Annotated in this window: 15 protein-coding genes; 5 read left to right on the forward strand and 10 right to left on the reverse strand. The window is 73.6% G+C overall.

Features of this window, described 5'->3' with window-relative positions:
• Position 1 precedes the first annotated feature (1 nt).
• Positions 2-2,098: an MMPL family transporter gene (locus J3P36_RS08925; RefSeq protein ID WP_210507252.1), complete on the reverse strand. Its 2,097-nt coding sequence runs from the start codon at positions 2,096-2,098 to the stop codon at positions 2-4.
• Between the two features lie 61 nt (positions 2,099-2,159).
• Between J3P36_RS08925 and J3P36_RS08930 the strand changes: the two genes are divergently transcribed.
• Complete coding sequence (locus J3P36_RS08930; RefSeq protein WP_246854478.1) at positions 2,160-2,657, forward strand: MarR family winged helix-turn-helix transcriptional regulator; 498 nt, start codon at positions 2,160-2,162, stop codon at positions 2,655-2,657.
• A gap of 28 nt (positions 2,658-2,685) precedes the next feature.
• Here J3P36_RS08930 and J3P36_RS16800 read toward each other — a convergent pair whose 3' ends face one another.
• The 6 genes from J3P36_RS16800 to J3P36_RS08955 form a co-directional block, all read right to left on the reverse strand.
• On the reverse strand, positions 2,686-3,402 hold the full coding sequence (locus tag J3P36_RS16800; protein ID WP_307807015.1) for a (Fe-S)-binding protein: 717 nt from the start codon (positions 3,400-3,402) through the stop codon (positions 2,686-2,688).
• Positions 3,312-5,492 carry an FAD-linked oxidase C-terminal domain-containing protein gene (locus J3P36_RS08935; RefSeq protein WP_307807016.1) on the reverse strand — a complete coding sequence of 727 codons (2,181 nt, stop codon included), beginning with the start codon at positions 5,490-5,492 and terminating at the stop codon, positions 3,312-3,314. The genes J3P36_RS16800 and J3P36_RS08935 overlap by 91 nt, the downstream gene beginning before the upstream one ends.
• Positions 5,493-5,529: 37 nt before the next feature.
• Positions 5,530-6,387 (reverse strand): fumarylacetoacetate hydrolase family protein, encoded by an 858-nt coding sequence (locus J3P36_RS08940; RefSeq protein ID WP_374100712.1) that lies wholly within the window; start codon positions 6,385-6,387, stop codon positions 5,530-5,532.
• 143 nt (positions 6,388-6,530) lie between these two features.
• Positions 6,531-7,991 carry an NAD-dependent succinate-semialdehyde dehydrogenase gene (locus J3P36_RS08945; protein WP_210507256.1) on the reverse strand — a complete coding sequence of 487 codons (1,461 nt, stop codon included), beginning with the start codon at positions 7,989-7,991 and terminating at the stop codon, positions 6,531-6,533.
• Between the two features lie 94 nt (positions 7,992-8,085).
• On the reverse strand, positions 8,086-8,385 hold the full coding sequence (locus J3P36_RS08950) for a Dabb family protein (RefSeq protein ID WP_210507257.1): 300 nt from the start codon (positions 8,383-8,385) through the stop codon (positions 8,086-8,088).
• 30 nt (positions 8,386-8,415) lie between these two features.
• Complete coding sequence (locus tag J3P36_RS08955; RefSeq protein ID WP_210507258.1) at positions 8,416-9,861, reverse strand: MDR family MFS transporter; 1,446 nt, start codon at positions 9,859-9,861, stop codon at positions 8,416-8,418.
• A 110-nt stretch (positions 9,862-9,971) separates the two neighbouring features.
• Between J3P36_RS08955 and J3P36_RS08960 the strand changes: the two genes are divergently transcribed.
• Entirely contained in the window at positions 9,972-11,144 is a 1,173-nt protein-coding gene (locus tag J3P36_RS08960; RefSeq protein WP_210507259.1) for a MalY/PatB family protein, read from the forward strand.
• 1 nt (position 11,145) lies between these two features.
• On the opposite strand, the gene J3P36_RS08965 is transcribed toward J3P36_RS08960, so the two are convergent.
• From J3P36_RS08965 to J3P36_RS08975, 3 genes are all read right to left on the reverse strand, one after another.
• Positions 11,146-11,391: a hypothetical protein gene (locus J3P36_RS08965; RefSeq protein WP_210507260.1), complete on the reverse strand. Its 246-nt coding sequence runs from the start codon at positions 11,389-11,391 to the stop codon at positions 11,146-11,148.
• A 107-nt stretch (positions 11,392-11,498) separates the two neighbouring features.
• Complete coding sequence (locus J3P36_RS08970) at positions 11,499-12,422, reverse strand: aldose 1-epimerase family protein (protein WP_210507261.1); 924 nt, start codon at positions 12,420-12,422, stop codon at positions 11,499-11,501.
• Between the two features lie 136 nt (positions 12,423-12,558).
• Entirely contained in the window at positions 12,559-13,341 is a 783-nt protein-coding gene (locus tag J3P36_RS08975) for a DeoR/GlpR family DNA-binding transcription regulator (RefSeq protein ID WP_307807017.1), read from the reverse strand.
• A gap of 58 nt (positions 13,342-13,399) precedes the next feature.
• Here J3P36_RS08975 and galT point away from each other — a divergent pair, with 58 nt between their 5' ends.
• From galT to J3P36_RS08990, 3 genes are read left to right on the forward strand one after another with little or no spacing between them, the layout of a single operon-like run.
• Positions 13,400-14,512 carry a galactose-1-phosphate uridylyltransferase gene (gene galT, locus J3P36_RS08980; RefSeq protein ID WP_307807018.1) on the forward strand — a complete coding sequence of 371 codons (1,113 nt, stop codon included), beginning with the start codon at positions 13,400-13,402 and terminating at the stop codon, positions 14,510-14,512.
• The gene (galK, locus tag J3P36_RS08985; protein WP_210507265.1) at positions 14,509-15,669 is read left to right on the forward strand and encodes a galactokinase; all 1,161 of its coding nucleotides are present in this window, start codon (positions 14,509-14,511) and stop codon (positions 15,667-15,669) included. The genes galT and galK overlap by 4 nt, the downstream gene beginning before the upstream one ends.
• 21 nt (positions 15,670-15,690) lie before the next feature.
• On the forward strand, positions 15,691-16,425 hold the full coding sequence (locus J3P36_RS08990; RefSeq protein WP_210507267.1) for a LamB/YcsF family protein: 735 nt from the start codon (positions 15,691-15,693) through the stop codon (positions 16,423-16,425).
• Positions 16,426-16,434: the final 9 nt, after the last annotated feature.

Here is a 16,434-nt window from a genome sequence, read left to right on the forward strand (position 1 = left end):
CTCAGCGCGCCGCGGAGAGCTGGGGGTCGCTCGTCGTCTCCCCGTGTGCCGCCCGAGCGCCGTCCCGCCGGCCCGGCCACCAGAACCGGTCGCCGGTGAGGAAGACGAGCGCCGGCACGAGCACCGTCCGCACCACGAGGGTGTCGAGGAGCACGCCGATGCAGACGATCACGCCGATCTGGGTGAGCGCGACCACGGGGAGCACGCCGAGCACCGCGAACACGGCGGCGAGCAGGACTCCCGCGCTCGTGATCACCGCTCCCGTCGCTCCGAGGGCACGGATCATGCCGTCCCTCGTGCCGTGGCCCGCACGCTCCTCCTTGGCGCGGCTCGTGAGGAAGATGTTGTAGTCCACCCCGAGCGCCACGAGGAAGAGGAAGGCGAACAGCGTCACGCTCGTGTCGAGCGCCGGGAAGCCGAGCAGGTGCTGGAACAGCCAGACCGACGCGCCGAGGCTCGCGAAGAACGTTGCGAGCACCGTGATCAGCAGCAGGATCGGCGCGACGAGCGACCGGAGCAGCAGCAGGAGCACCAGGAAGACGATCGCGAGGATCATCGGCGCGACGAGGAGCAGATCCCGCTGGGCGCTCTCGCGGGCGTCGAGGGCGGTCGCATCGCTGCCGCCCACGAGGGTCTGCGCGACGTCCCCGCTCTCGGCCGCGAAGCGGTCGCGCAGAGCGGTCACCGCCGCGAACGCCTCCTCGCTCTGCGGCTCCCCGTCGAGCGCCGCGTCGATGCGGGTGCGACCGTCCGAGCTCTCGCCGGGCGTCGCGCTCTGCACGCCCGGCGTCGCCTCGGCGAGCGCGACCGCGTCGTCGACACCGTCCGTGGGAGCGAGGAGGACCGCTCCGGCGGTGCCCGCGTCGGGGAACGCCTCGGCGAGCGCCTCCTGTGCGGTCACCGACTCCGGGGCGCCGAGGAGCTGGTCGGTCTGGGAGAGCCCGACCCGGTAGCCGCCGAGCCCGAGGGCAAGGACGCCGACGCCCACGAGCGACACCGCCGCGACGGTCGCGGGCCGGCGCGCGACGGCTGTGCCGACCCGACCCCAGACGCTGTCGCGCGGCGGCCTGCCGTGCGGTGAGGGAACGAAGGGCCAGAAGACGCCCCGACCGCAGACGACGAGGGCGGCCGGCAGCACGAGCAGGGCGAAGGCCATCGCGAGCACGATGCCGACCGCGCACGCGATGCCCAGGGCGCGGTTGCCCGCCAGCTCGGCGAACAGGAGGGTGAGCAGGCTGAGCGCGACGGTGCCGCCGCTCGCGAGGATCGCGGGTCCCGCGGCGCTCACGGCGCGCACCATGGCGTCGTCGCGGCGCTCGGTGCTGCGGAGCTCCTCGCGGTAGCGGGCGACGAGCAGCAGCGCGTAGTTGGTGCCCGCGCCGAACACGAGGACCGAGAGGATGCCCGAGATCGACGCGTCGACCGGGATGGCGAACGCCTCGGCCAGCGCGGTCACGACGAAGCGCGCGAGGCCGTCGGCCGCGCCGACTACCAGCAGCGGCACGAGCCAGAGGATCGGGCTCCGGTAGGTGAGGAGCAGTAGCACGGCCACGACCGACACGGTGACGAGGAGCAGTCGCAGGTCGGCGCCGGCGAACGCGTTGCGGATGTCGGCCTGGAAGCCGACGGGGCCCGTCAGCCGCGCGTCGAGCCTGTCCGGGAGGTCGTCCGACGCCGTCCCGCGGAGCTCGGCGGCGAGTGCGTCGACGTCGTCGGCGGCCGCCGCATCGAGCGGCACCGCGACGAGGGCGGCCGCGCCGTCCGCGCTGAACCGGGGCCGGACCGCCTGAGGCACGGGAGAGAGCTCGGCGAGCTCCGCCGCACGCGCCTGCACGGCCGCTCGGTCGCCGTCCGTCAGTGTCCCTCCGTCCTCGCGAGTCCAGAGGAGAAGGCCCGCGGTGCTATCGGCGGAGGGGAAGTCGTCGAGGAGCGCGTCGACCTGTGCGGCTTCGCTGCTTCCCGGGAGCCCCGCCTCGGGCGAGGCGTCACTCGCGGTCTTCGGCAGGAGCGCGAACAGCACGCCGACCGCGACGAGAGCCAGCACCAGGGTGCTCCATGCGCGGCGAGGTCGGGACACGAGTGCGGCGAGGGGTCGCATGGCTTCGTCAACCTTCCTAATTGCTAGGTTGCTTAGCAACTCGGCACCTAGTATTGCTCCCATGACGGAGAAGCGCAACGACGGCGGGCGTCCCGCCTTCTCGGGCTTCCCGCAGCGCTCGCCGATCCTCGAGGATCTGCGCGAGATCGTCCGCCTGTCCGGCCGGTTCGAGCGGCACCTCGGCCGGGTGCTCGCGGTGAACCCCACGGACCTGACCGCCATGCAGCACCTCATCGAGTCCGGCCCGCTCAGCCCGTCGGAACTCGCCCGCCGGCTGGGGATCTCGACGGCCGCCACCACGCTGGTGGTCGACCGGCTCGAGGCGTCGGGGCACGCCCGCCGCCATCGGCACGAGGACGACCGCCGCAAGATCGTCGTGGTGCCCGACGAGGGCTCGACGAGGCGCACCGCCGAGGAGCTGCTGCCCATCGTGCGCGGCATCGCCGATCTGCTGACCGACCTGCCGCCGGAGGAGACCGCGGTCATCGAGCGCTTCCTCGACCGGGTCGTCGCCGTCTACCGCGACGTCGTCGACGAGGCGACCGCGGGATCGGCATGAGTGCGGCGGCGGGACGACCTCGCCGCAGTCACCGCCCCGGGAGCCGGGAGGCCAGCAGCTGGGCGAGGTGCAGGCCCCGCCTGCCCGCCAGCTGCTCCGCCTGGGTGCGGCAGGAGAACCCGTCCGCGAGGAAGACGACGGACTCGGGCGCCGCTCGCAGGGCCGGCAGCATTCCGTGCTCCGCGATCGCCACCGAGACGTCGTAGTGCCCTTTCTCCATGCCGAAGTTGCCGGCGAGGCCGCAGCAGCCGGCGATGCGGGTGACGCTCGCCCCCGCGGTGGTCAGCAGGGCCTCGTCGATCCGCCATCCCATGACGGAGTGCTGGTGGCAGTGCGGCTGCGCGACCACGTCGACGCCGTCGAGTCGCGGCGGCGCCCACCGGCCCGCGTGCGGCGCGCGCGGGGCCGTGAGGAACTCGGCGAGGGTGAACGTGTTCTTCGCGAGCCGCCGGGCGCGGGGGTCGTCCGGGAGCAGGTCCGCCAGGTCGGACCGCAGGACGGCGGTGCACGACGGCTCGAGCCCGACGACCGGGGTCCCCTCGGCGGCGAAGGGCGAGAGGACGTCGACGGCCGCCCGGAGACGCCGGCGCGCGGCGGACAGCTGGCCCGTCGTGATCCAGGTGAGGCCGCAGCAGACGGCCCGATCCGGCACGATCACCGAGTACCCCGCGTCCTCGAGCAGGGCGGCCGCGGCGTGCGCGATCTGTGTGTCGAGGCCGTCGGTGAAGGTGTCGGCCCACAGCACGACACGAGCCGGCCGGCCCCGGGTCGGCGACGCCAGCCCCGCCGGAAGGTGTGCGCAGGCAGCGTCGGAACGCCCCGGCGCGGATCGGCGCCCGCCAGCCGCAGCCCGAGGCGCCGGAGGGGCGCGACGCGCGCCAGGGCGTTGACGATGCCGGGCGCCCATGACGCGATCCTCAGCCAGACGGGCAGTCGGCCGAAGCTGTAGTGCGCGATCGGTCGCAGCCGGCCCCGGTAGCGGTTCGCGAGCATCTCGGCCTTCAGCGCCGCCATGTCGACCCCGGCGGGGCAGTCCGAGGAGCATGCCTTGCACGACAGGCACAGCTCGAGCGACTCCGCCACCTCGGGCGAGCGCCACCCGCCGGTCACGAGCGTGCCGTTGACCATCTCCTGCAGGGTCCGCGCCCGGCCCCGCGTGGAGTCCCGCTCGTCCCGGGTGGCCAGGTAGGAGGGGCACATGACTCCGCCCGCAGCGCCGTCGTCGGCGCGGCACTTGCCCACGCCGACGCAGCGGTGCACGGCGCGCGACACGTCGCCGCCGTCGGCGAGCAGGGCGACGCCCCTCGCGCGGAGCGGCCGGGCGGCGGGCAGCCGGAGGTCGGCGTCGACGGGCGCAGGGCGGACCACGATGCCGGGGTTCAGGATGCCGTCGGGGTCGAAGACGTCCTTGAGGTCCGCCATGGCGGCGAGGGCCTGCGGCGAGTAGAGGCGGGTCAGCAGCTCGCCGCGCGCGCGGCCGTCGCCGTGCTCGCCGGACAGCGACCCGCCGTGCCGGGCGACGAGATCCGCAGCGTCCTCGAGGAAGCGCCGGAACCGCTCCGGCGCGGATTCGAGCGGGAAGTCGAGCCGCGTGTGCAGGCAGCCGTCGCCCAGGTGGCCGTAGGTGAGGCCCGCCACCCCGTGACGGGCCTTCAGCTCCTCGAAGTCGCGGAGGTAGGTGCCGAGCGCGGCGGGCGGCACCGCGGCGTCCTCCCAGCCCGGCCACGCGGGACGGCCGTCGGGGGTGCGGCCGGCGAGGCCCACACCGTCCTCGCGGATCCGCCACAGCGCCCGCGACTCCTCGCCGGGGGGCAGCACGCGGGACGCGCCCGCCGCCGCCGACGCGACCACCGCGTGGGCCGCCGCGACCGCCTCGTCGGGCGTCGCGCCCGACGTCTCGACGAAGAGCCAGGCGCCGCCGGCCGGGAGGTCCGGCACGCCGCCGCCGCCCGCGGCCACGACGTCGACGAGATAGGAGTCCATGCTCTCCAGCGCGAGCGGCCGGTGCGGGAGCAGCGCGAGCACGTCGTCCGCGGCGGCGGGGGTGTCCGGATAGCCGAGAACCGCCAGCGCGGTCGCCTGCGGGATGTCGACGAGCCGCAGGGTCGCCTCGAGCACCACCGCGCAGGTGCCCTCGGTGCCGACCAGGGCCTTCGCCAGGTCCCGTCCGCGCTCCGGCAGCAGGTGCTCGAGGGGGTAGCCCGAGGCCTGCCGCCCGAACCGCCCGAACTCGGTGCGGATCGTCGCGAGGTGGCGGCGCACGAGGTCCTCGAGCTCGGGGTGCGGCGCGAAGCCGGCGCCCAGCTCGTGCACCGCCCCGGTGCCGTCCACGACGGTGAGACCGAGGACGTTGTCGACCGTGCGCCCCCAGGCGGCCGCTCGCGGACCGCACGCGTTGTTGCCGATCATCCCGCCGATGGTGCAGCGGGAGGCCGTTGACGGGTCGGGTCCGAACCGCAGCCCGTGCTCGCGGGCGGCGGCCTGCAGGTCGGCGAGCACGACGCCGGGCTCGACGCGCGCCGTGCGGGCAACCGGGTCGATCTCCAGGATGCGGGTGAGGAAGCGGCTCGTGTCGACGACCCAGCCCGCGCCCACCGCATTGCCCGCGACCGACGTGCCGGCGCCGCGCACGGTGAGCGGCGTGCCGGACGCCCGCGCGGCGCGGACGACGTCGACCAGCTCGTCGCGGGTGCGGGGGAAGAGGACCGCCTCGGGCACCACGCGGTAGTTGGACCCATCGGAGGAGTACTCCGCCCGGCGACGCGAGCCGTCGTCCACGAGGCCCGGACGCCGGGCACGCAGCTCCTCGAGCGCGGGCGCTGCCGACGCGGTCATCGCTGCTCCCTCCGGCGCATCCCCGCGTCTCCCGCGCTCAGCCGTGGGCGACGACCCGCTGGCGGGTCACGCCGAGCCCGTCGATGCCCTGCTCCATCACGTCGCCGACGGCGAGGAAGGGGAACCGGCCCGACATGGCGACGCCCTCCGGCGTGCCCGTGTTGAGCAGGTCGCCGGGCTCCAGCACCGCGTACTGGGAGAGGTGATGGACGAGCTCGGCGACGCTGAACACCATGTCGCGGGTGCTCGAGTCCTGCCGGGGCTCCCCGTTCACGCGGCTCCACAGGCGCAGGCCCTGCGGATCCGGCACCTCGTCCGCGGGCACCAGCCACGGGCCCACCGGGTTGAAGGTCGCCGCGATCTTCCCCTTCGACCACTGGCCGCCGGACTCCTGCTTCTGCCACACCCGCTCGGAGACGTCGTTGCTGACGACGTAGCCGGCGACGGCGGCGAGAGCCTCCTCCGGGCCGGGGAGGTAGCTCGCGCGGCGCCCGATGACGACGCCGAGCTCGACCTCCCAGTCCAGCTCGGTGGCGCGGGGCGGCAGCACGACGTCGTCGTAGGCGCCGACGACCGTGTTCGGGTGCTTGAAGAAGAGGATCGGGACGGTGGGTGCGGGCGATCCCGACTCCGCAGCGTGCGCCGCATAGTTCTGGCCGATGCAGAGCACAGCGGTCGGACGGGCGATCGGCGCGCCGATGCGCAGGGAGTCCGCGTCGGGAAGCACGGGCAGCGTGCCCGCGGCGGCCGCCTCGCGGGCCCGCGCCAGCCCGTCCGCGGCGAGGAAGGCACCGTCGAGGTCGCGGGTGAGCGGCCGGAGGTCGTACACCGTGCCGTCCAGCTCGACGGCGGGGATCTCCTGCCCGAGCGGGCCCAGTCGGCGGAACGTCGTCACCTGCATCCTCCCGCGCCGGCACCTCCCGGCTGCTCCGTCAGGCTACCGCTGCAGGTCCCCGCGGGTCGTGCGGACAACTCGCGACGGTCTGCGGCTGCGAGTTGTCCGGGCGACCCGCGCTACCCGGTCGGCAGGGCCGGCGGTCAGGGCGTGGTGGCGATGTACTTCTCCTCGAGGAACTCGAGGATGCCCTCCGAGCTGCCCTCCCGGCCGATGCCGCTCTGCTTCATCCCGCCGAACGGGGCGGCCGGGTCGCTCAGCACGCCCCGGTTCACCGCGACCATGCCGGCGTCGATGCGCTGGGCGACCGCGAGGGCATGCTGCGGCTCGCCGAACACGTAGCCGATGAGGCCGAAGATGGTGTCGTTCGCCATCCGGACGGCGTCGTCGACGTCGTCGAAGGGGACGAGCGGCGAGACCGGGCCGAAGATCTCGGTCTGGTTGATCGCGCTGCCGTGCTTGACGTCGACGAGCACGGTCGGCTCGTAGAAGGCGCCACCGGGCAGCTTGCCGCCGCCGAGGGTCACCTTCGCGCCGTCCTGGACGGCGGCGTCGACGAGGTCAGCGACCTTGTCGCGCTCCTTGATCGACACGAGCGCGCCCAGCTTGTTGGCGCGGTCGAGGCCTGGACCGACGGTGAACTCGCGCAGCTTCTCCGCGAGCTTGCCCGCGAACTCGTCGTAGACCGAGGTGTGCACGTAGAAGCGGTTGGCGGCGGTGCAGGCGGCGCCGCCGTTGCGCATCTTCGCGACGAGGGCGCCCTCGACGGCGGCGTCGACGTCCGAACCCGGCAGGACCACGAACGGCGCGTTGCCGCCGAGCTCCATCGACGTGCTGATGATCGTCTCCGCCGCCTGCTTCAGCAGGACGCGGCCGACCTCGGTCGACCCGGTGAAGGACAGCTTCCGCACGGCGGGGTGCTTCATCATCCGCTCGACGGACGGACCGACGCGGTCCGGGGTGATGAGGTTGACCACACCGGCCGGCACGCCGGCCCGGGTGAGGACCTCGACGATGTACGCGGCGGTCAGCGGCGTCTCGGACGCGGGCTTCAGCACGACGGTGCAGCCGGCGGCGAGCGCCGGCGCGAGCTTGCGCGTGGCCATCGCGGCGGGGAAGTTCCACGGCGTGATGAGCAGCGAGACGCCGATCGGCTGGTGCGTGGTGATGATGCGCTTGTCGCCGTTCGGCGAGAGGCGGAACTCGCCCGGGATGCGCACGGCCTCCTCGGCGAACCAGCGGAAGAACTCGGTGGCGTAGTCCGCCTCGCCGAGGGCGTCGGCGAAGGCCTTGCCGTTCTCGCGGACCATGATCTCGGCGAGGTGCTCGCGCTCGGAGCGCAGGATCTCGAACGCGGTGCGCAGGATCTCCGACCGCTGTCGTGGCGGCGTCGCCGCCCACGACGGGAAGGCCCGCGCGGCGGCGTCGACGGCCTCGACGCAGTCGTCCTCGGTGGCGATGGCGAACTGCGCGATCTCGCTGTTGTCGGCCGGATCGATCACCGGGAATGTGCGGCCCTCGGCGCCGCTGCGCCAGGCCCCGTCGATGAACAGCTCGGACCGGTAGTCCGTGCTCGTGCGCTCGGTCGTCTGCTCGAGGGTCATGCTCCGCCTTCCCTTCCGCACCCGCTCGGGGACGTGGCCACCGGGCGGGCTTCGCGGGTCCCTCCGATCGTATCCCCGCAGCCGGGCGGACGCGTCAGAGGAGGGTGTCGACGCAGGCGCGCTCGCCCACCACGGTGCGCACCCAGCCGGCCGCCTCGACGTGCGCCGGATGCACCTGGTACGCCTCGACCGCTTCGGCGTCGTCGTGCTCGGAGACGAGGACGACGTCCCAGTTGCCGTCCGCCCAGCCCGTGTCGGCGCCGACGGCGAGCGACCGGAGGCCGGGGACGAGCCCGACGAGCGGCTCGAGGCGCTCGCGCAAGCCCTCGACGTCACGGAGCTTCTGCTCCTGGTCGGTCGCGGCCAGCTTCCACAGGACGACGTGGCGGATCATCCGTGCTCCTTCCGAGGGAATGCCCCGAGGCTATCGGGCTTCGGCGGGCTGCTCCTGCTGCCGGTGCCCCGGCATGAAGGCGACGGCGACGAGGAGCGCCGCGGCGATCCCCGCCATGCCGAGGAAGACGACGTGCAGGGCGGGCATCAGGGCGCCCGCGGAGGGGGTGCCCTCCCCCGGTCCGGAGAGCGAGTTCACCACGGCGCCGAAGACCGCGACGCCGACGGCGGACCCGATGGACCGGGCGAACAGGTTCGTCGAGGTGACGACCCCGCGCTCGCTCCAGTCGACGCTCGACTGCGCGGCGACAAGGGTGGGCGCGGTGACCCAGCCCATGCCGAGCCCGACCACGACGCAGTAGAGGGCGATCTGCCAGAGCTCGGACGACCGGCCGAGGGTGAGGGTGAGCGACGTGCCGGCCAGCACGAAGACGGCACCCACCACCGCGGTCGAGCGGAACCCCCAGCGGAGGTAGAGGGCGCCGGCGAGAGACGCGGCGATCGGCCAGCCGATTGTCAGGGCGGCGAGCGCGAAGCCCGCGAGGATCGCCGAGGCACCCAGCACCACCTGCCCGTAGGTCGGCACGTAGGAGGAGAGGCCGAGCACGATCGCGCCGGCGAGCAGGGAGGCGATGCTGCTCGCGAGCAGCACGCGCCGGCGGAGCACCCACAGCGGCAGGATCGGGTGCTCGACGCGGCGCTCCACGAGCACGAAGACGACGAGCAGCACCAGCGCGGCGCCGAACACGGCGATGCTCGGCGCGGAGATCCAGCTCCACGCCTGTCCGCCCTCGAGCAGGCCGAGGATCAGCAGCGCGGTGCCGGTCGCGAGCAGCCCGGCGCCGAGGTAGTCGATCTTCTGCCGGGAGCGCACCGGCTCCTCGGTGAAGTTGCGGAGCAGCAGCGCGGCGGCGATCAGGCACAGCGGGATGTTGAGGAAGAAGATCCAGCGCCAGGAGACGAGGTCGGAGAAGACGCCGCCGAGGGCGGGCCCGACGACGGAGGAGATGCCCCAGACGCTCGCGAGGTAGCCCTGCACCTTCGCGCGCTCGCGGACCGTGTAGATGTCGCCCGCGATGGTGATGCTGATCGGCTGGATCGCCCCCGCGCCGAGCCCCTGGATGGCACGGAACACGATCAGGGCGGGCATGCTCCAGGCGAAGCCGCAGAGGATCGAGCCGAGGAGGAAGAGGGCGATGCCGATCATCATCAGCGGCTTCCGGCCGAGGATGTCGGCGAGCCTGCCGTAGATCGGCGTCGAGGCGGCCTGCGCGAGGACGTAGATCGAGAAGAGCCAGGGGAACTGGGCGAAGCCGCCGAGGTCGCCGACGACCGCGGGCACCGCGGTCGCGATGATGGTCGAGTCGAGCGCGACGAGCGAGGTGCTGAGCATGAGCGAGAGCAGGATCGGACCGCGCTCCGAGCGCAGGCCGATGCTCGACCGGGAGACCTGGCTGCTGTCCGCTGTGCCCGTCATTTGATTAGCCACGGGTAACTAGAAGAGCTGGACCGCGCTCGGGTATTCCCCTTCCGCGCAGTCCCCCGTGAGCATCCGTTCCCGGGGATAGGGTGCGGGAGGGAGGACAGATGGGTTCCACACCGGACTTCGACGCGATCACGGTCGACCGCCTCCGCGAGATCGGCGGCCTCAAGTGGTCGGCGTTCCCGGGAACGATCGGCGCTTTCGTCGCCGAGGCCGACTACGGCGTCGCTCCCCCGATCGCGCGGGCACTGCACGATGCGGTCGATCGCGGGCTGTTCGGCTACCTGCCGGCCGCGCTCGGCGCGGAGCTCGCCGAGGCGACCGCGGAGTGGCAGCGCAGCGCCTACGGCTGGTCCGTCCCCGCCGAGCGGGTGCATCCGCTGGGCGATGTGGTCGCCGGGCTGCGGGCCGCGATCGAGTTCTTCTCCGAGCCGGGCGCCCCGGTGATCCTGCCCACCCCCGCCTACATGCCGTTCCTCACCGTGCCGGCCACGCTGGGCCGGGAAACGATCGAGGTGCCCCTGCTCGACGGTGCCGCCGGCTACGCGTTCGACCTGGAAGGCATCGACCGGGCGTTCCGGGCCGGCGCCCGGCTGCTCATCCTCTGCAACCCGTACAACCCCGTCGGCCGGGTGTTCCGGCGCGAGGAGCTCGAGGCGCTGGCCGAGGTGGTCGAGCGCAACGGCGGCCGCGTGTTCTCGGACGAGATCCACGCGCCGTTCGTCTACCCGGGCGGGCGGCACATCCCGTACGCATCGCTCTCCGCCGCGACGGCCGCGCACACCGTCACGGCGACCTCCGCGTCGAAGGCGTGGAACCTGCCCGGCCTCAAGTGCGCGCAGCTGATCCTCAGCAACGAGGGCGACGAGGAGCTGTGGGAGCGCGAGGGCGGGTTCCTCGAGCACGGGGCGAGCAACCTCGGCGTCGTCGCCAACATCGCCGCCTACCGCGAGGGCCGGGAGTGGCTCGACGCCGCGATCGCCTACACGGACCGGAACCGCCACGCGCTCGGCGAGCTGCTCGCGGAGGCCGCACCGGGCATGCGCTACCGGCCGCCGGAGGGCACGTACATCGCCTGGCTGGACGCGCGGGAGCTCGGGCTCGACGGCTCGACCGCGGACTTCTTCCGCGAGGAGGCGGGCGTCACCATGACGGACGGCGCGGCCTGCGGGCAGCCCGGACGCGGGTTCCTGCGCTTCGTGATCGCGACGCCGCGTCCGATCCTCGAGGATGCGGTGACGCGGATGGGGCGGGCGCTGCGGCGTCGAGCGGCCTGACCTACTCGTGGCCCTCGCGGGGACCGACCAGCAGCGCGCGGGCCTCCCGCAGCGACATCACCCGGCGGGCGTCGGCGGGACGCTCGAGCTCGAGGACCTCGTAGGAGCCGCCGATGCGCTGCACGAAGCCGAGCAGACCGGCGGGATCGGCGCGGTCGACGCTCTTGTTCACGAGGCGCCACTGGCCCTCGCCGACGAACTGCGCCCCGACCTCTGCCAGCTCACGCGGGTATGCCACCTTCAGCACGCTGAACCTCCTCGTTCGGCCCTGTTGGCCCAACGACTCTATGCGTGCCGGTATTCCCGTGCCGGGACCCGGGAAACACTTCGCAACCTCGCCGTGCCGCGTCGGTGTCAGGCGGGCAGGTACCGCACGCCCCACCGCGCGATCCAGTGCTCGCCGGGCTCGAGCCAGCGGAGGCTCTCGCCCGTCGCGAGCGCGTTGGCAGGCGCGGTCATGGGCTCCATCGCGACCGCGAACTCCTCGCCGGTGTGGCCGGTGAAGGCGGGCTGGGTGAACACCTGGACGTAGGCGAAGTCGTCGTCGCCCCACAGCTCGGTGGCCTCGCCGCTCGGGGCGGTGAGGCGGTGCCGGTGCGCGCCGTCGATCAGCTCGAGGTCGGTGTACGCGGTGTTGAGGGATGCCTCCTTCAGAGCCTTGCCGGCGCGGAGGTCGACGTCGGTGCCCTCGACGCTCTCGCGGCCCGTGGGGATCATGGCGTCGTCGAGCGGGTACCAGGTGGAGCCCGCGACCGTGACGGTGAGCTCGTCCGACGGGGTGTCGCCGACCCGGAAGTACGGATGCGTGCCGATCGCGACCGGGGCCGTGTCCGTGCCGGCGTTCACGATGCCGTGGGTCACCTCGAGGCCGTCGTCGGTGAGCTCGTACCGGACCGAGGTCTCGAGCAGGAACTGATAGCCGTGCTGCGGGAAGACCGTCGCGGCGAGGGTCACGGCCGCCTCGGAGCGGTCGGTGACCCGGTAGCCGGTGTTGCGGAGGAGGCCGTGCGTCGCGTTGCCGGTGGACGGCTCCGTGATGTCGAGCCTCTGCTCCGTGCCGTTCAGGGTCCATCGGCCCCCGCGCACCCGATTCGGCCAGGGCACCAGCACGATGCCCGCGCCGTAGGGCGGGGTGAGGTGGTCCGGGTACTCGTGCACGAGGGCGACTCCGCCGACCCGCAGCGAGCGCAGCGACGCCGCGAGCTCGGTGACCGTTGCGGTGACGCGGCCGAGCGCGCCGTCGTGGCTGAGCAGGAACTGTTCTCCGGTCGGCAGCATGAGCCGACTCTAGCCCCGGCGCTCGACCCGGCGTCCGGCCCGCCGTGCGGTCCCCCGTCAGCAGGACTTTCCGCCATCGGCAGGAGAATCCGGGGCCGGAAGTCCTGCCGAGTGCGGAAAGTCCTGCCGAGTGGGCCTACTGCTCGGCGACCACCGGGTCGCAGCCGTGCTCGCGCGCGAGGGCGGCGAGCTCCGGCGCGCCCGCTCCCCCGGTAACGAGGACGTCGAAGTCGTCGAGCGCGCCGATCGCGCCGAGGTGGCTCTGCCGGAACTTGGATGCGTCCGCCACGAGGAGGCGCCGGGTCGCGCGGTGCAGCACGACGCGCTTCAGCTCCGCCTCCGGGAGGTTGAGGTTCGACACCCGGCCCGACTCCTCGATGCCGTTGCAACTCAGCACGGCCAGGTCGACGTGCAGGTCCTCGAGCGCCCGGGAGGCGAGCGGATCGACGAGCGAGTGCTGCAGCGGCCGGAGCGTTCCGCCCGTCAGCACCACCGTCAGGCGGGGGATGGCCGGCTCCAGCGCGAGCGCCGTGCTGAGCCCGTTGGTGACGACGACCACGTCGGCGAGCTCGTGGCGGGGAACGAGGGCCTGCGCCACGGCGAGCGCCGTCGAGCCGACGTCGAGGAACACCGCCGTCCCCGACCGCACCTGCGCGGCAGCCGCCTCGCCGAGCGCCTGCTTGAGTGCCGCGTCGCGGCGAGCGCTCGCCTCGACCGGCGCCTCTCGCACCTGACGCGCGACCGCTCCCCCGCGCACCCGGCGGAGCACTCCGGCCGCCTCGAGCGTGCCGAGGTCGCTGCGGATGGTCACCTCCGTCACCCCGAGGCGCCGCGCCGCGTCCGGCACGCCGAGGAAGCCGGACTGGAGCACCATCGCCTCGAGTCGGGCGCGCCGCACGTCGCCGGGAAGAGCGTCCACCCAGCACCCCTTCGGTTCTTTTCGGAAACGCAAGTGCTGTTTACGTTACCGTAAGCGAGTGAGCACCGACCACGGCATCGCCGTCCGCCGCAGCACGCTCGCCGACGGCCGCGAGCTGATCTACTTCGACGACGCGGACAGCACGCTTCCGCCCGAGCGGGCGATCGACGCCCGCACACTCGACCCGCGGCCCCCGACGGCCACCATGCGCCAGGACGTGCTCACCGGAGAGTGGGTCTCGATCGCCGCCGCCCGTCAGAACCGCGCCTTCCTGCCGCCCGCCGAGCTCGACCCGCTCGCGCCGCAGTCGCCGACCAACCCGTCGGAGGTGCCCTCGAACTACGACGTCGCCGTGTTCGAGAACCGGTCGCCCTCCTTCGGCCCCGAGCTCGAGGGCGAGAACGCGCCGCGCGGGCTCGACGACCTGAGCGAGATCGGCTTCGGGCGCACCCGCACCTCGGTCGGGCGCACCGAGGTCGTCTGCTTCAGCCCGGAGCACCTCGGCTCCTTCGCGGACCTCACCGAGAGCCGCGCGCGCACCGTCATCGAGGCGTGGGCGCACCGCACCGCCGAGCTGTCCGCGCTGCCCGGCATCCAGCAGGTCTTCCCGTTCGAGAACCGCGGCGAGGCGATCGGCGTCACGCTGCTCCACCCCCACGGGCAGATCTACGCGTACCCGTACATCCCTCCGCGGACGACCCGGCTGCTCCAGTCGATCGAGCAGGTCGGCCCGGACCTCTTCGCGCGCATCCTCGACTTCGAGCGCGACTCCGAGCGGGTGCTGCTCTCCGGCGAGCACTGGACGGCGTTCGTGCCGTTCGCGGCGCGCTGGCCGCTCGAGGTGCACATGCTGCCCCACCGCCACGTCCCCGACTTCGCCGAGACGAGCGGAGAGGAGCGGGACGAGCTGGCCCGCCTCTACCTCCGGCTGCTGCGTGGGATCGACGCGCTCTACCCCACGCCGACCCCCTACATCGCCGCCTGGCACCAGGCGCCCGTGCACGCGCACCGCGACGACGTGCGCCTCATGCTGCAGATCACCTCCCCGCGCCGCGCCGCCGACAAGCTCAAGTACCTGGCCGGCTCCGAGGCGGCCATGGGAGCGTGGATCGGTGACATCCCGCCCGAGAAGGCGGCCGAATTCCTCCGAGAAGGGCTCTCCCGCGCATGACCGACCTCCGCACCGAGACCCTCCAGGCGTTCTCCGCCGTCTACGGCGGCGCCGCCGCGTCGCTGTGGTCCGCACCCGGACGCGTCAACCTCATCGGTGAGCACACCGACTACAACGAGGGCTTCGTCTTCCCGTTCGCCATCGACCGGCGCACCTTCGCCGCGATCGCGCCCCGCACGGACGGCATGGCGCGCGTCGCGTCGTCCTTCGCCGATGAGGCGCTCGAGATCCCGCTCGCCGACCTCGCGCCGGAGCGGCTCTCCGGCTGGTCGGCGTACCCGCTCGGCGTCGCCTGGGCGCTCCGCGAGACGACCCGCGGCCGGGCCGCCGAGACCGGGTTCGACCTGTTCATCCACTCCGACGTCCCGGTGGGGGCGGGACTGTCGTCGTCCGCGGCCATCGAGTCGGCGGTCGCCGTCGCCCTGGACGACCTCTGGGACGCGGGCCTCGACCGGCGGACCCTCGCGCGGGTCGGCCAGCTGGCCGAGAACAAGGCGGTGGGCGCCCCCACCGGGATCATGGACCAGTCCGCCTCCCTGCTCGGCGAGGCCGACGCGGGCGTCTTCCTCGACTGCCGGACGCTCGACGCCGAGGTCATCCCGCTCGGCTTCGACGCCGCCGACCTCGTGCTGCTCGTGATGGACACCGGCGTCTCGCACTCCCACGCGACCGGCGGCTACTCCGCCCGTCGCGCCTCGTGCGAGGCGGGCGCGAAGGCGCTCGGGGTCGAAGCGCTCCGCGACCTCGGCGTCGAGGACCTGGCGCGCGCCCGCGAGGCGCTCGACGACGAGACGTTCCGCCGAGTCCGCCACGTCGTGACCGAGGACCAGCGGGTGCTCGACACCGTCCGCACCCTCCGCGAATCGGGCCCCCTCGCGATCGGCGACCTGCTCGATGCGTCGCATCGGTCCATGCGGGACGACTTCGAGATCTCGGTGCCCGAGCTCGACCTCGCCGTCGAGACCGCGCTGTCGGCCGGCGCGCTCGGCGCCCGGATGACCGGTGGCGGCTTCGGCGGCGCTGCGATCGCGCTCACCCCGCGCGATCTCGTCAGCCGGGTCGAGTTCGCGGTCGACGGCGCCTTCCTCGAGCACGGGTACACGGCCCCGACCACGTTCCCGGTCCGCGCCTCGGAGGGCGCCCGCCGCGAGCAGTAGGGCCGCGGCTAGGCTGACGCCGTGGCCACGGTAGACCTCAACTGCGACCTCGGCGAGGGATTCGACGACGCCGCGCTCTTCCCGCTGGTGACGAGCGCGAACATCGCCTGTGGCGTGCACGCGGGCGACGACGCGACCATGGAGGCCGCGTGCCGACTGGCGGTGCGGCACCGCGTGGCGATCGGCGCGCACCCCTCGTATCCCGACCGGGAGGGCTTCGGCCGGCGCGACATGGATCTCGGCACGGCCGAGCTGCGCAGCCTGGTGCTGGATCAGGTGGCCGCCCTCCGCCGCGCCGCCGACCGCGCCGGCGGGGCCGTCCGCTACCTCAAGCCCCACGGCGCCCTCTACAACCGCATCGCCCGGGACCCGGGGCCCGCCGGCGCCGTCGCCGCCGCGGCCGCCGAGGCGCAGCTCCCTCTCCTCGGCCCGGCCTCGTCCGCCATCGCGGACGCGGCCGATCGGCACGGCGTCCCCTTCTTCCGCGAGGCGTTCCCGGACCGCGGGTACACCGCGGACGGCCGTCTCGCCCCGCGCGGCACCACCGGCTCCGTCATCGAGAGCCCCGACGACGTCGCGGAGCGCGCGCTCGCGCTGGCGCTCACCGGCCGCGTGCGGAGCGTGGACGGCGGAGAGCTGGCCCTCGAGGTCGACTCGCTCTGTCTGCACGGCGACAGCCCCGGCGCACCCGCCGCCGCACGGGCTGTCCGCGACCGCCTCTCCGCCGCCGGGGTCCGGCTCGGCTCCTTCGCCTGAGGCACGGCC

The sequence above is a fragment of the Naasia sp. SYSU D00057 genome (assembly GCF_017916505.1).
Lineage (GTDB): Bacteria > Actinomycetota > Actinomycetes > Actinomycetales > Microbacteriaceae > Naasia.